General features: G+C 72.0%; 14 protein-coding genes. 11 read left to right on the forward strand and 3 right to left on the reverse strand.

Going from position 1 to position 13,681, the window contains the following annotated elements:
• Positions 1–2 precede the first annotated feature (2 nt).
• The 4 genes from ACN27A_RS00575 to ACN27A_RS00590 are packed head-to-tail and all read left to right on the forward strand — an operon-like array spanning position 3 to position 4,127.
• Positions 3–971, forward strand: coding sequence for a UbiA prenyltransferase family protein (locus ACN27A_RS00575; RefSeq protein WP_421448877.1), 969 nt, complete (start codon positions 3–5; stop codon positions 969–971).
• Positions 968–1,981 (forward strand): glycosyltransferase family 2 protein, encoded by a 1,014-nt coding sequence (locus tag ACN27A_RS00580; RefSeq protein WP_421448880.1) that lies wholly within the window; start codon positions 968–970, stop codon positions 1,979–1,981. Before ACN27A_RS00575 ends, ACN27A_RS00580 begins: the two co-directional genes overlap by 4 nt.
• Positions 1,978–3,015: a glycosyltransferase family 2 protein gene (locus ACN27A_RS00585; RefSeq protein ID WP_421448882.1), complete on the forward strand. Its 1,038-nt coding sequence runs from the start codon at positions 1,978–1,980 to the stop codon at positions 3,013–3,015. The genes ACN27A_RS00580 and ACN27A_RS00585 overlap by 4 nt, the downstream gene beginning before the upstream one ends.
• Entirely contained in the window at positions 3,012–4,127 is a 1,116-nt protein-coding gene (locus tag ACN27A_RS00590) for an endonuclease/exonuclease/phosphatase family protein (protein ID WP_421448884.1), read from the forward strand. Before ACN27A_RS00585 ends, ACN27A_RS00590 begins: the two co-directional genes overlap by 4 nt.
• Positions 4,128–4,137: 10 nt before the next feature.
• Here ACN27A_RS00590 and ACN27A_RS00595 read toward each other — a convergent pair whose 3' ends face one another.
• Complete coding sequence (locus ACN27A_RS00595) at positions 4,138–4,566, reverse strand: hypothetical protein (RefSeq protein WP_421448886.1); 429 nt, start codon at positions 4,564–4,566, stop codon at positions 4,138–4,140.
• A 678-nt stretch (positions 4,567–5,244) separates the two neighbouring features.
• Between ACN27A_RS00595 and ACN27A_RS00600 the strand changes: the two genes are divergently transcribed.
• The 5 genes from ACN27A_RS00600 to ACN27A_RS00620 all read left to right on the forward strand — a co-directional run bounded on the left by ACN27A_RS00600 (position 5,245) and on the right by ACN27A_RS00620 (position 9,514).
• A complete protein-coding gene (locus tag ACN27A_RS00600; protein ID WP_421448888.1) occupies positions 5,245–5,418 on the forward strand; it encodes a hypothetical protein in 174 nt (57 codons plus the stop codon).
• 146 nt (positions 5,419–5,564) lie between these two features.
• Positions 5,565–6,878: a hemolysin family protein gene (locus ACN27A_RS00605; RefSeq protein ID WP_421448890.1), complete on the forward strand. Its 1,314-nt coding sequence runs from the start codon at positions 5,565–5,567 to the stop codon at positions 6,876–6,878.
• Positions 6,878–7,888 carry a hemolysin family protein gene (locus ACN27A_RS00610; RefSeq protein WP_421448892.1) on the forward strand — a complete coding sequence of 337 codons (1,011 nt, stop codon included), beginning with the start codon at positions 6,878–6,880 and terminating at the stop codon, positions 7,886–7,888. Before ACN27A_RS00605 ends, ACN27A_RS00610 begins: the two co-directional genes overlap by 1 nt.
• Before the next feature lie 175 nt (positions 7,889–8,063).
• Positions 8,064–9,287, forward strand: a complete 1,224-nt coding sequence (locus ACN27A_RS00615; protein WP_421448895.1) for a cytochrome P450 — start codon at positions 8,064–8,066, stop codon at positions 9,285–9,287.
• Positions 9,284–9,514 carry a ferredoxin gene (locus ACN27A_RS00620; protein ID WP_421448897.1) on the forward strand — a complete coding sequence of 77 codons (231 nt, stop codon included), beginning with the start codon at positions 9,284–9,286 and terminating at the stop codon, positions 9,512–9,514. Before ACN27A_RS00615 ends, ACN27A_RS00620 begins: the two co-directional genes overlap by 4 nt.
• Before the next feature lie 299 nt (positions 9,515–9,813).
• On the opposite strand, the gene ACN27A_RS00625 is transcribed toward ACN27A_RS00620, so the two are convergent.
• Positions 9,814–10,128 carry a hypothetical protein gene (locus ACN27A_RS00625; protein WP_421448898.1) on the reverse strand — a complete coding sequence of 105 codons (315 nt, stop codon included), beginning with the start codon at positions 10,126–10,128 and terminating at the stop codon, positions 9,814–9,816.
• Between the two features lie 271 nt (positions 10,129–10,399).
• Here ACN27A_RS00625 and ACN27A_RS00630 point away from each other — a divergent pair, with 271 nt between their 5' ends.
• Positions 10,400–11,650, forward strand: a complete 1,251-nt coding sequence (locus ACN27A_RS00630; RefSeq protein WP_421448900.1) for a serine hydrolase domain-containing protein — start codon at positions 10,400–10,402, stop codon at positions 11,648–11,650.
• 103 nt (positions 11,651–11,753) lie between these two features.
• Here the strand turns inward: ACN27A_RS00630 and ACN27A_RS00635 are convergent, their stop codons facing one another.
• Positions 11,754–12,878 (reverse strand): hypothetical protein, encoded by a 1,125-nt coding sequence (locus tag ACN27A_RS00635; RefSeq protein ID WP_421448902.1) that lies wholly within the window; start codon positions 12,876–12,878, stop codon positions 11,754–11,756.
• A 148-nt stretch (positions 12,879–13,026) separates the two neighbouring features.
• Here ACN27A_RS00635 and ACN27A_RS00640 point away from each other — a divergent pair, with 148 nt between their 5' ends.
• Positions 13,027–13,575, forward strand: a complete 549-nt coding sequence (locus ACN27A_RS00640; protein WP_421448905.1) for a hypothetical protein — start codon at positions 13,027–13,029, stop codon at positions 13,573–13,575.
• The last annotated feature ends 106 nt before the right edge of the window (positions 13,576–13,681 follow it).

Consider the following 13,681-nt stretch of genomic DNA (forward strand, 5'->3'; position numbering starts at 1 on the left):
TGATGACCGCCGTCGAAAGCGTGGTGGAGCCGGTCGCCCCGGTCGCCACCGGACCCGTCGCGCGCGTGCCCACGCTGCTGCGACACCTCGTGGTGCTGGCCCGGCCGGGCCACGCCGTCAAGAACCTGCTCGCCGTCCCGCTGGCCCTGACCGACACACCGGTCTGGACGGCGACCGCGCTGTGGCGGTGCGTCTGGGCGGTGGCCGCGTTCACGCTCGCCTCATCGGTGATCTACGTCGTCAACGACATCGCCGACCACCGCCTGGACCGGGCGCACCCCGCAAAGCGGCGTCGGCCGATCGCCGCCGGCCACGTCCCGGTACCGGTGGCCGGGGCGTACGCGGTCGTCCTCGCCGTGCTGCTGGCCACGCTGACCGTCAACGGGCCGGCGATGACGTGGTGGCCGCTGGTCGCGTACCTCGCGCTGAGCACCGCGTACAGCAGGTGGCTCAAGCACGTGCCGCTGCTGGACGTCTGCGTGGTCTCGGCCGGCTTCGTGCTGCGCGTCATGCAGGGCTACGCCGCGACCGGAGCGACCGCCTCCAGTCTCCTGCTCACCGCGGTGTTCAGCGGCTGCCTGGTGCTCGTCCTCGGCAAGCGCCGGCACGAGCTGGCCGCCCTCGGCACGCCGCACCGGCCCGCGCTCGTCGGCTACAACCTGCTGCTCGCCGACCACCTGCTCGGTCTCACCACCTCCCTGGCCGGCACCACCTTCCTGCTCTACCTGCACGTCGACGCGCCGATCGACGCCTACCCGCCCGTCGCGCTGGCGGTCGTCGTACCGCTGGGACTGCTCGCCGCGTTCCGCTACCTGCAGGCGGTGCTCGTGCTGCGCACCGGCGGCGACCCGATCCGGATGCTGCTGGGCGACCGGATGATCGTCGGTTGCGCCGTACTCGCTGGCACCACGCTGGCCCTGGCACAGATCACCGCCCGCTATCCCCACCTGCTGACCTGGACGGACAGATGAACCATCCCCTCGTGTCGGTCATCGTGCCGAACTACAACTACGCCCGCGCGCTGCACCTCTGCCTCGACTCCCTGCGGGCACAGACGTACCCGCATCTGGAGATCATCGTGGTCGACGACTGCAGCACCGACGACTCGGTCGCGGTCGCCGAGGCCCACGGCGCGCGGGTCGTGCGTACGCCACGCAACGGCGGGCCGGCCGCGGCCCGCAACCTCGGCGCGGCGACCGCGGCGGGCGAGATCCTGTTCTTCATCGACTCCGACGTGGCGGCCAAGCCCGACGCGGTGGCCAACGCGGTCGAGCTGCTGGCCGCCGACCCGACGATCGGGGCGGTCTGCGGCAACTACGACCCGGTGCCGCTGATCCGCGACAGCCTCCTGGAGGAGTACCGCTGCCTCCAGCAGTCCTACTGGCTCATCGCGGACGAGGGCCCGATCATGACGCTCTACACCGCGCTGCTGGCCGTGCCGGCGCGGGTGTTCACCGAGATCGGGCCGTTCAACCCCCGGCTGCGGGAGACTGAGAACGCCGACTACGGGATGCGGCTCGCGCAGCGCTACCGGATCCTGCTCTCCCCGCGGGTGCGCGGTGTGCACGACCACGACCACGAGCTGGGGGTGCTGGTGCGCAAGGTGTTCACCCGCACGGCGCTGCACATCCCGATGTACGCCCGCAAACCGGAGTTCCCCGGCGGGCTGAGCAGCGGCCCCCGGGCCTGGGTCAGCATCGCCGCCCCGCTGGCACTGCTCACCGCCGCCCTGCCCCTGCTGCTCGGCCCGGCCTACCTGCTGGTGCCGCTGGCCGCGTTCGTCGCCTTCCTCGCCGGGGACCTGCCGATGCACCGGTTCGTACGGGTCGAACGCGGGCAGCTCTTCCTGGTCTACTTCGTCGCGATGCACTTCTTCCTGAACCTGGTCATCGCCGTCGCCGCGGCCTGCGGCGTGGTCGCCTGGCTGACCTCGGGCCGGTTCCGGCGGCTCTACGACCGACCGGAGGTCGCCACCCGATGAACGAACTCCCGCTCGTCTCGGTGATCGTGCCGAACTACAACTACGCCGAGTCGCTGGACCTGTGCCTGCGCTCCATCCTCGACCAGACCTACCCGAACATCGAGCTGCTGATGGTCGACGACTGCAGCACGGACCAGTCCGTCGCGGTGGCCAGCGCCCTCGGCGTCCCCGTGGTCAGCACGGGGGTCAACGGCGGCTGCGGCACCGCCCGCAACGTCGGCGCCGCGGCGACCCGCGGCGACCTGATCTGCTACGTCGACTCCGACCTGGCGCTGGCGCCCGACGCGGTGGCCACCGCGGTCCGGCTGCTCGTCGAGGACCCCGCCGTCGGGGCGGTCTGCGGCATCCAGGACGCCGAGCCGTTGCTCCACGACACCGCGGTCTCCCGATACCGCGGCCTGCAGTACCACTACTGGTCGATCAGCTCCGAAGGCGACGTGTCGTTCCTCTTCCCGGCCGTGTGCGTCATCCGGCGGGCCGTCTACGACGAGGTCGGGCCGTTCAACCCGGCGCTGCGGCAGACCGAGGAGGTCGACTACGGCTACCGGCTGACCCGCCGACACCGGATGCTGCTCACCTCCGAGGTACGCGGACGGCACGACCACGACCACGAGCTCTCCGGGCTGCTGCGCAAGCTGTTCCACAGGGGACGGCTGCGCATCCCGCTCTACGCACGCGCCCGCCGCTTCGGCAAGGGCTTCGAGACCGCCTCGCGCGCCTGGGGCAGTCTCGCCGCGTTCGCCGCCCCGCCGGCGCTGGCCGTACCGCTGCTGCTGGGGTCGTGGGGGGCGGTGGTTCCCGCCGCGCTGCTCGCCGCCTCCCTGGCCTGCGACGCCGGGATGTACGGCTTCGTGCTGCGCCGGCGCGGCCTGCCGTCCCTGCTCGGCTTCGCCGGCCTGCACTTCCTGGTCAACGTCACGATCACCGCCGGGGTGGCGACCGGCGCGGTGCAGTGGCTGCTGTCGCGCACGTTCCGGCAGCTCTACGACGCCTCGTTCCCGGTCGAGGGCACCCCCCGGTGGGAATCGGCGTGACGACGGCCGCGCCGGTGACCGCCGCCGGCACCGAGCCGACGCCGCCCGCCACCGCGCGGCCGCGGCGCTGGCCGGCGGCGGTCCTGGCCGGCGCCGGCGCGCTCTGGCTCGCGTTCACCGTCGCGCACCTGGCGTTCAGCGGGCGCTGGTGGCTCTGGCTCGCGGTGGACGCCGTGCCGCCGCTCTTCTTTCTCCTGGCGCCCCTGGTGCTGGGGGCCGGCGCGGCGGCGGTCCGGCGGCGGCGCCGCACGGTGGCGCTGCTCGCCGCCGCCGCGTTGTTGCTCGGCGCGGGGCAGAGCGGCGTCAACTTCCACCGATGGCAGGGCGGGGACGGCCCGGCCCCGCCCGATGCCCTGCGCGTGTTCGTCTGGAACACCGGCTACTGGGACGAGGGGGGCGAGACCGAGGCGCTGTACCGGTCGCTGCGCGACGCGGACGCCGACATCTACCTGTTGCAGGAATACTGGTACGAGAAGAGCGCCGGACCGGCGCCGGCCACGCTCGACCGGCTGCGCGCCGAGTTCCCCGGCTTCCAGGTCGTGGTCGCCGGCGAGCTGGTCACCGTCTCCCGGCTGCCGGTGCTGCGGCAGGTGCCGCTGGAGCCGACCGGCCTGCCGCCGGCGGTGGCCGCAGCCGGCGACCAGTGGCGCTACAAGACCCTCCGTACCGACCTGGACCTCGGCGGTGGCCGCGTGCTGTCGGCGTACAACCTGCATCTGCCCGTGCAGCTCTCGCCCGAGCACGGCCCGTTCGACGGCGACTTCTACCGGGTGCTGCGCGAGCAGCACGCCCAGCGGGAACCGCAGTGGCGGGCGCTGGCCCGTGACGTGGGGTCCAACCCCCATCCGGTGCTGCTCGCCGGGGACCTGAACACCAGCCCGGCAATGGGTGACCTGCGCAAGCTGCCCGACGGCCTGCGCGACGCCGGTCACGCGATGCCGTCGCTCTACCCGGCGAGCTGGGCGGAGTCCGCCGGCTGGCCGCGGTGGTGGCGGCTCGACTGGGCGCTCGCCTCGCCGGCGGTGCGGGTGCACTCCTACCGCTTCGGCGACGCGGGCGGCGTCTCCGACCACCGTCCGCAGGAGCTGCTGGTGTCGCTGGGCGACGGCTGACGCGTCGCGGTCAGAGCCCGGCCGCGGCGTCGTACCGGCGACGCAGGTCTGCCATTTCCGGCCCGGTCAGCGCCTCCTCGCGTGCCTGCTCCACGTACTTCTGCGGGAACATCTCGCGCAGCCGGTCGACGAACGCGACGTCGGCGCTCGGCTCGACCGCCCGAATGCCGGGGGGCTCGACGGACATGTCCATGATCACTGGACCGACGAGCTTGACGGCCCAGTCCCACGGACGCTTCTGCTCGGCGATCCCGCAGAGGCGGAAGCCGTAGACCGTTCGCACGTCGGCGAGGGCGGTGGCTTCCGCCGGCTCGTGACCGTAGACGCGGACTCCGCAGATCACCGCCGGTTTCGCCGTGCCCCCGGTGGCGGCGTGCGGTGCGTCATGTCCAGCGTGGTGGTGTCGCCCCGGGTCCACCTGTTCGAGCGTGCTCCGCATCCGGGCCATGATCCGTGTCCGCAGATCCGTCGGTTCGGCTTCCGAGCCGGCGGAGTTGGTCAGTACGACCGCGCCGGCCGTCAAGGTCAGGATCGCCGCCACCCACACGAATCGATTTCTGTACCATCCCGCGAAGCTCTGCCGGGAGAACATGCTCACCTCTTGTCTGGTCGCCGTTTCCGGTGCGTTGACAGACGGCCCGGATGCCTCCGGCGGGTCGGATCTCGGGCGTCGGCTGTGCTGGGACACGTACGGCGGCGACGGTTGCCCAGGGGTGTGCCCGTCGTACGTGGAGACGGCCCGGCGAGGCGGCGCGCGCGGGCCGGTGAGACCGGCGCGCTACCGGCGTTGCTGCTCCCATGCTGCCGTTCCCAGCGCGGTTGCCCCCGCGCTGCGGCGATGTGAGCCATTGCAACACGACCCGGACCGCTCCGGCAACATCGACGATGTTCATCGTCGTGCCGGGCCGTTCGGCCGGCGTCCGCGTCCGGTACCGGTGCGGGCTTCTTCGCCGCGATCGGCGTGGCCGTCGCAGCCGGCGCCTACGGCCGCCGCCGCGTCCACTGACCGTCACACCGCCCGTACCGCCGGCCGCACCCTCGAAGCGGGCCGGCGGCGTGCTGCCGGCACCTGCGGCACCACCCCGCCGCACCGCTGGCACAAGGACCACCCACACCCATGACGTACGACGGGAGGGAACAACTGGTGGCGGCGGAGGGCAGCACCAAGGCCGTGGTGACAGCGCTGGTGAACATCACTCGCCCGCCCACACGCATCTGCACCCCGCCCCATCCCGAAGAGGATCAGAAGAAGGGCCAGGGATCGTCAGCAGCAGAATTGTCAGGTTTCTGACAGGCAGCCATGCCAGACTTCGCTCACTGCTGACACAAGGAGGAGCACGACCCGATGGGCGACGGCCAACGTCCGAGACCACCGGTCCGCTGCTGCGGGCCTGATTCACCCGGCGCCACCCGCATCAGGAGCGTTGCCCCGTGTGGGTGCTGAGTCTCCTCCTGGGGCTGTTGGTGGTATTGGCGATCACCGCAGCCACCGGCTACTTCGTGGCGCAGGAATTCGCGTACATGGCCGTTGACCGGTCGCGGCTCAAGGCCCGCGCCGCGGCGGGTGACACCGCCGCCAGGCGAGCGCTGGACGTGACCCGTCGGACCTCCTTCATGCTGTCCGGCGCCCAGCTCGGGATCACCGTGACCGCCCTGTTGGTCGGCTACGTCGCCGAACCGTTGATCGGCGAGTCGGTCGGCGCCGCCCTCGGCGGGGTCGGCGTCCCCACCGGCGTCGGCGTCGCCGTCGGCACGGTGGCCGCGCTGCTGCTCTCGACCTTCGTGCAGATGCTGTTCGGCGAGCTGTTCGCCAAGAACCTCGCCATTTCGCGGCCCGAGCCGGTGGCCCTCTGGCTGGCCAGATCCACCCAGATCTACCTACGGGTGTTCGGGTGGCTGATCGCCTTCTTCGACAGGTCCTCCAATGCCCTGCTGCGCCTGTTCGGCATGGAACCGGTGCACGACGTGGAACACGCCGCCAGCCGCCGCGACCTCGAACACATCGTCAGCGATTCCCGCGACTCCGGGGACCTGCCCGCCGAGCTGTGGATGCTGCTCGACCGGGTGCTCGACTTCCCTGACCGTGACGCCGCCCACGCGATGGTCCCGCGGGCCCGGGTGGACGTCGTGGAGCCCGGCCTGACCACCAGGGAACTCTGGACCGAGATCGCCGGCGGCCACTCGCGCTACCCGGTGCTCGACGACCGCGACGGCGTGATCGGGGTGGTCCACCTCGCCGACCTGCTCGCCGTCGACCGCGACGGTGCCGGCACGGTGGCCGACATCATGCGGCCGCCGGTGCTGGTCCCGACCTCGATGCCGCTGCCCCGGGTCGTGCAGACCCTCGCCGAGCGGAAAGCCCAGCTCGCCTGTGTGCTCGACGAGCACGGCGGGCTGGCCGGCGTGGTGACCGTGGAGGATCTTGCCGAGGAACTGGTGGGGGAGATCGAAGACGAGCACGACGACGCCACGGCACCCACGTCGCCAGCCGGGCTGGCCGCGGCGGACGGTACCTGGGAACTGGTCGGCACGCTGCCGCTGGACGAGGTCGAGCGCACAATCGGGCATGACCTGCCCGAATCGGACAGCGAGACCCTGGCCGGCCTGGTCATCGAACTGCTCGGCGAGCTGCCCGCCCCCGGCGCCGTGGCCCGGCTGAGCCTCGGCGAGGTCGCCCTGACACTCGAGGTGGTGGAGTTGGAGCGGCACGTCCCGTCGCTGGTCCTGCTGCGGACGGAGGAGAACCGCTGATGGGCAACCCGTGGGTGGTGGCCGCTGTCACCGTTGTGCTGATCGTGCTCAGCGCCTTCTTCGTGGCGGCCGAGTTCGCGTTGCTGGCGGCCCGTCGGCACCGCCTCGACGCGCGTTCCGAGCACAGCCGGTCGGCCCGTGCGGCGGTGCGCAGCTTCGACGAGCTGACCGTGCTGCTGGCCGGCTGCCAGCTCGGTATCACCGCCAGCGCGCTCGGGCTCGGCGCGGTCACCAAACCGGCCGTAAACTACGCGCTGACTCCGGTGTTCCTGTCCTGGGGCGCACCCGGCTGGACGGCCGACGCGGCCGGTTTCGCGCTGGCGTTGCTGATCGTGACCTTCCTGCACCTGGTCATCGGGGAGATGGCCCCCAAGTCGTACGCCATCGCCCACCCGGAGAAGACCGCCATCGCCCTCGCGATGCCGATGCGCGCCTTCATGTGGTTCACCCGCCCGGTGCTGCGTGCCCTCAACGCCAGCGCAAACTGGTGCCTGCGCCGGGTAGGCGTAGAACCCCGGGACACCATCGCCACCGGCCAGAACGCCGCCGACCTGCGCCACCTGGTCGAGCACTCGGCCAACGTCGGCGCGCTCGACGCGTCGTACTCCGCGCAACTCACCGATGCCCTCGACCTCGACCAGCTCACCCTGGCCGACCTCACCGACCCGGAGCGTGAGCTGACCGCGGTGGGGACGGCCGACACCGTCCTGACCGTCCGCGCGGTGGCCCGCGACACCGGCCACCTGCGGGTGGTCGTCCTGCGCGACGGCGTGGCCGTCGGCGTGGTCCACGTCCGCGACACCATGGACCAGCCGGACGATCGCACCGCCGGCGACGTGATGCGCGACGTCCTCGTGCTCGACGGCTCGACGCTCGCCTACGAGGCCCTGGCCACCATGCGGACCACCCGCCACCACCTCGTGGTGGTCACCACCCCGAACGGCCCAGCGGTGGCCACCCTGACCGACGTGATCGAACGGCTGCTCCGAGCCCCCGCCGGCGTCCGCTGACCACCACCAGCCCGCCAATGAGCGAACGGGCCAGGACACTGGGCCAATGATCGGCCTTCGACCGGGGGCGTCTCGGGCGCCGCACAAGTCGGGGTGACGATTGTGTCGACCTTCGCTGGTGGGTAACGTAGCGCATCGATACGGCTACCCGCTGCTGTCGTCGGAGGTGGTCCATGTGACACGTGCCGTGGAGGCGGAACTGCCCCTCTGGCCGCCGGTCAATCCGACCCGAGGCCCGTTCACCCCGTTGGACGAAACCGAACGAGACCGCTACGTCGGCCCGGTGCGGCGGGTGCGGCTCCCCACCGGGGCTCCGGCCTGGCTGGTCACCCGGCACGCCGACGTCCGCCAACTGCTGCGCCACCCCGCCTTCAGCTCCGACTTCCGCCGCCCCGGCTTCCCGTTGCTGCGCCCGCTGCCGCCGCAGGCGGCCGAGGACGGCAGGGGCTCGTTCATCCAGATGGACGGTGGCGAGCACTCCCGCCTGCGCAGGATGCTCACCGCCGAATTCATGATCAAAAACGTCCGCCGGATCGAGCCGCTGATCCAACGCACCGTCGACGAGGCGCTCGACGTCCTGGCTGCCGCCGGGCCTCCGGCCGACCTGGTGTCGTCCTTCGCCCTGCCGCTGCCGTCCATGGTGATCTGTCACCTGCTCGGCGTCCCCTATGCCGACCACGACTTCTTCCAGAGCCGCAGCCGCACCCTGCTCGACCGCGAGATGCCGCCGGCGCGGGTCCAGCGCGACTTCGAGGAGCTGCGTGACTACATCCGGGCGCTCGTCGACGCCAAGCGGGCCCGGCCCGAAGGGGCGGACGACCTGCTCAGCCGCCTGATCCGGGAACGGGTCGAGCCGGGGGAGCTCGATGTGGACGAACTGGTCGGGATGGCGCTGCTGCTGCTCATCGCCGGACACGAGACCACCGCCAACATGATCGGGCTGAGCGTCCTGCGGCTGACCCGGGACCCGGGGCAGTACGCGATCCTGCGTGACGAGCCCGACCGGGCGGCGGAGCTGGTGGAGGAGTTGCTGCGCTACCTGAGCATCGTGCGGACCGGCCTGCTCCGGGTGGCCACCGAGGACGTCACGATCGGTGGTCGGCTGATCCGGGCCGGTGAGGGCGCGGTCGTGGTGATCTCCCTGGCCAACCGGGACGCCGACGTCTTCGACGAGCCCGACCGGTTCGATCCGTACCGGCAGGCGCACCAGCAGGTGGCCTTCGGGTTCGGGGTGCACCAGTGCATCGGGCAGCCTCTCGCCCGGGCCGAGCTACGTATCGCGCTGGTGGCGCTGGCTCGCCGCTTTCCCGGCCTTCAGGTGATGGCCGCGCCCGAGGAGTTGAGCACCCGGGACAGCTCGGTCGTCTTCGGACTCGACGCTCTGCCGGTGGCCTGGTGACCGCCGGCGGCCGGCCCGTCGGCGAGGAGGCGACGGTGCGGGTGGAGGTCGACCGGGACGCCTGCTGCGGGTCGGGCAACTGCGTGCTCGCCGCGCCGGAGGTCTTCGCGCAGGACGACTCCGACGGGCTGGTGCTGCTGCGGGCCGCCGCGCCGCCGGCGGGAAGCGGCGAGCGGGTCCGTCGCGCCGCCGATCTCTGCCCGGCCGGGGCCATCCGGGTCGTCTGAGACCACCGGCGCCTGCGCTCTTCGACCTCCGGGAGCGCCGACCCCGGGGGCGTCCGTCGCCCTTCCAGGCGTACGCCGGGCGACGCTCATGGCCGACGCGGGTCCACGGTCCAGCGCGCTACCGAGTCCGAGCCGCTCTGCGATCAGGCCGGACTGGGCCCGCAGATGCGTGCTCGGGTTGACGGGGGTGACGTAGCCGACCGTGACGTTGGCACCGGTCACCACGGCACGCCCGTCGCTGGCGGCGAGGGTGAGTGAGCCTTCTGTGTGCCTGTGCTGACCGGCCCGTCGGTTCCGCTTCAGGCGCAGCCGCGGTACTGCAGCGCGGCGTCCTTCATGTAGGCCCAGAGTGCCAGGCCGTTCCAGTAGTCGTAGGTGAGTGTCCAGCCGTTGGCGGTGTTGCCGGTGGGGCCGGTGACGACCTGTCCGTAGCGGCGGGTGCCGTACAGGGTCGACTCGTCGGGGGCGATGTACATGCCCGCGTAGTCCCAGACGACGGTGAAGCTGCTCGTCGTGCAGGCCGCCTGCGCCGGCCCGGCCGGCACGAGGGCCGTCAGCGCGGTCGCCGCGAGGCAGGCTGCCGTCGTGTGCAGTAGCAGTCGTCGAACGGTCATCGCGTCATCATATCGATGGTTGTGGACGAATGTACTTCGGCTGTGCCTTCAGCAGGACACTCTGTCGACGGACAGCTTCGGCGGTCGCATGAACCGGCGCCGTGTCGGGCATCGGCGTCGGTGCATTCCGTCGCGGGTCGGACGGATTCTCCCGCGCGGGTCGGAGCCCGGGTCATCCCCGATGGGGAGGCCGATGTGGGTCCGCAGACTGACGTTTCCGGTTGTCGGCCCAGGGCACGATGGGCAGCAGTCACGTCACACGGGAGGCGACATGCACCTGTCACGCCGCAGTTTCCTGCTGGCCACCACCGGTACGGCACTCGCGACGCCCCTGCTGGCAGGTGCCGGCCCGGCGCTCGCGGCCGGCCGTCCGCCCGCCGGGTCGTTGCCGGACGCGGCGCTCACCGCCGACCTGCGCGCGATCACCGAGGCCGGCATGCCCGGTGTGTTCGCCGAGGCGCGCGACGGACGGGACCGGTGGCGGGGCGCCAGCGGGGTGGCCGACGTGACGACCGGTCGACCGGTGCTGCCCGGGTTCCAGCACCGGGTCGGCAGCATCACCAAGACCTTCGTGGCCGCGACGCTGCTGCAACTCGTCGGTGAGCGCCGGCTCGCGCTGGACGCCCCGATCGGCCGGTACCTTCCGGAGTTCGCGGTCGCCGGGGTGACCGTCCGGATGCTGCTCGACCACACCAGCGGGATCAGCGACTACGACCACGTCATCTTCGCCACCCCGGAGGACATCGATCGGCACCGGTCCACCACGTTCACGCCGCGCCAACTCGTGCAGGCCGGCCTCGGTCAGCCGTCGACCGGGGCACCGGGCGCGGCCTTCTCCTACTCGAACACCAACTACATCCTGGCCGGGCTGATCATCGAGCGGGTCACCCGTCGGTCCGCCACCGACGAGGTGCACCGGCGGATCCTCCGGCCGCTCGGGCTGCGGCACACGTACTTCCCCGGGGTGCGTCCCCGGATCGCCGGCCCGCACAGCAGGGGCTACGTCCCGTGGTACGAGGGCGAGCTGCGCGATTTCAGCGTCAGCAACATGTCCTGGGCCTGGACGGCCGGGGCGCTCGTGTCGACCATGGCCGACCTGAACACCTTCTTCCGGGCGCTGCTCGGTGGCCGGCTGCTCCGCCCGGCCCAACTGGCCGCGATGAAGACCACCGTGCCGTTCGACCCGGCTCAGCCGGAGGTCGGCGGCTACGGGCTCGGCCTCTACCGGATGACCTGGCCCACCGGCGACGTCTGGGGGCACGACGGCCTGGTCTTCGGGCACAGCGCCATCTCGCTGCACACTCCGGACGGTCGGCGGCAGGTGAGCCTCGCCCAGAACGTGACGCACTACGCGCTGCCCGGCACGCCGGACCCGATCGGCGAGGCGGTCGGCGGGTTCCTGAACACGGCACTTGTCGGTGAGAGCGCCGTCGCGGCGCGGACCGCCACCGTCGCCCGGGTGCCGGCGGTCGTCCCGGCGCCGGGCGCACCGACACTGGTCAGGCCACTGCCGCAGCGCTGACGCTGTCGCCCGGCAGCCGCGACCGGACCCCGTACTCCGGTCGCGGCTCCCGGGCGGCCGCCCCGTCGACCCGCTCGGCGTCCGGCTCGCCCGCGTGACCGGTTCAGCAGGTCATGTCGATCTCCAGGACCGCGACCTCGTGCCGGCCGACCAGCAGCACGGTGGTCTGTGGATCCTCCTCGAAGTCCTCGTCGTCGGGTGGCCAGGTCGCCGGCAGCAGGCCGGCGTATCCGAGGTGGACATCGGCACCCATCCGGGACAGGACGAGATCGATCAGGTCGTCGCCCAGGAACGTCGCGAGGTGGTCGGCCGGCAGCTCCGGGAACTCGTCGATGCCGTCCCAGCTCCCGTCGAACAGCTCGTTCAGGTGCAGGCGTACCAGATTGCGGAGACCGGCACGCAGGTCGGCGGCCGGTACGGGCCGGAACGCCTCCTCGTCGTGTTCGTCCGCGTCCTCGCGGTTCTCGACCCACCAGCGGGCTGCGGCGGCCAGCGGATCGCCGTTCCCGGGGTCGAGCCGGCCGATCCGGAACCGGAAGGTGACCGGGCTGTTGTTGTTGACCCAGAGCAGGTCGCTCAGCAACGTCATGATGCAGGCCAGCCTGGTCCGCAGGGCGGCGTCGGCACCATCGGAGTCGGTGACCGGGGGCTGTCGAACTTCCGGAGCCGGATGCAGCGAGACCCGCAGGGTGCTGCCGTCGAAGTCGCGGTGCAGCAGGTGCAGCGGCGCCGGCCGGTCCGGTTCGTCCGGCCGCTCGCTGTCGGTGGTCAGCCGGAGCAGATCGGCGTACGGGCCGGCCAGCTCGTCGGCGAGGAACCGCACCAGCACTTCCGCGCGCCGGTCGGGTGTCCCCACCACGGCCGAGATCAGGCTGACGAGTTCGGTCGCCACCTCCTCGTCGGTGCGCACCGGCTCGTACGGCCGTCCCGGCCCGACCGACACCCGACTGGTCAGCACCGTCGCGCCGGTGACCTCCGGAAGGTCGGCGGCGTCCGCGATCTCCGTCAACGGCGGCGGCTCCGGCCACTGCTGATCCCGGCGGGACCTGGTCCGGCCGGACACCACCGTCCACGACCAGCCGGCAGCCTGCTCCGGCGACCACATCGCCAGCAGCCACACCGCCGCCACGCGTACCCAGTGCTGGTTCGTCAGCCGACGGCCGTCCTCCCGCTCGACCGGGTCGGGCTGCCGGTACCAGGAGTCGGTGTAGGCCGTGGTGCGTTCCACTGCGGCAGCCCTTTCCACGTCGGGGGCTGCGAAGGTAACAGGCGACCGTGACCCTTCCGTCCACAGTGCGGGGACGGGTGCCGAGGTCCGCTCGCGGCCGGTGGCGTCACGGCCGTAACTGTCGGTCGGGGCTCCTACGATCACGGCCATGTCGGCTGCCTTCACCGCGCTGTGGACCCAGGATGTCTGCCGGGAGCTGCGTCGTCACCGGGTCGGCGAGCGACCTCCGGTGGCGTTCAGCGGGGTGCACCAGTCCCTGCCCAGTTGGACCAGCGTCGGGGTTGGCGACGACGTCTTCGCGCTGCACGTCAACCGTTGCGTGCTGCACGTGGTGAGCCGGCTCCGCGTCGTCGACAAGCAGCGGCGCGACTGCTGCGGCAGCGCCCCGGTGACCTGGCGGGATCCGGCCCATCCGGGCCACGACGCCTGGGCGATGCTCGGTGCGGACGGGTGCGGAGCGGTCCCGGTGCATGTCGAGGCCACCCCGATCCGCTTCGACGTCACCGTTCCCGGTGACCTGCTCGGCACGCTGACCTGGCGTAACCGGCGCGGTGACCAGCGCACCCTGAAGTACGTCGTCGACGGCCGTCTCGAACGCTCCGTCAGCCTCCAGGGCGTCTACCGCCTGACCGACGAGTCCGCCGCCGCACTGGGCGCCCTGCTCGACAGCTCGCCAGCCCCGAGCCGATCGGCATAGCCGCCCCACACGGCCCGGTCAGTCCGGACGACGAGTTGTCGCCGCCGCAGCGCTGCCTCCGCGTCGCGACATCGGTCCCGGCACACAGCCGCGCTGGGACATCGCA

Origin of the sequence: Micromonospora sp. WMMD737, from assembly GCF_049179055.1 — a bacterium.
Taxonomy (GTDB): Bacteria; Actinomycetota; Actinomycetes; order Mycobacteriales; family Micromonosporaceae; genus Micromonospora; species Micromonospora reichwaldensis.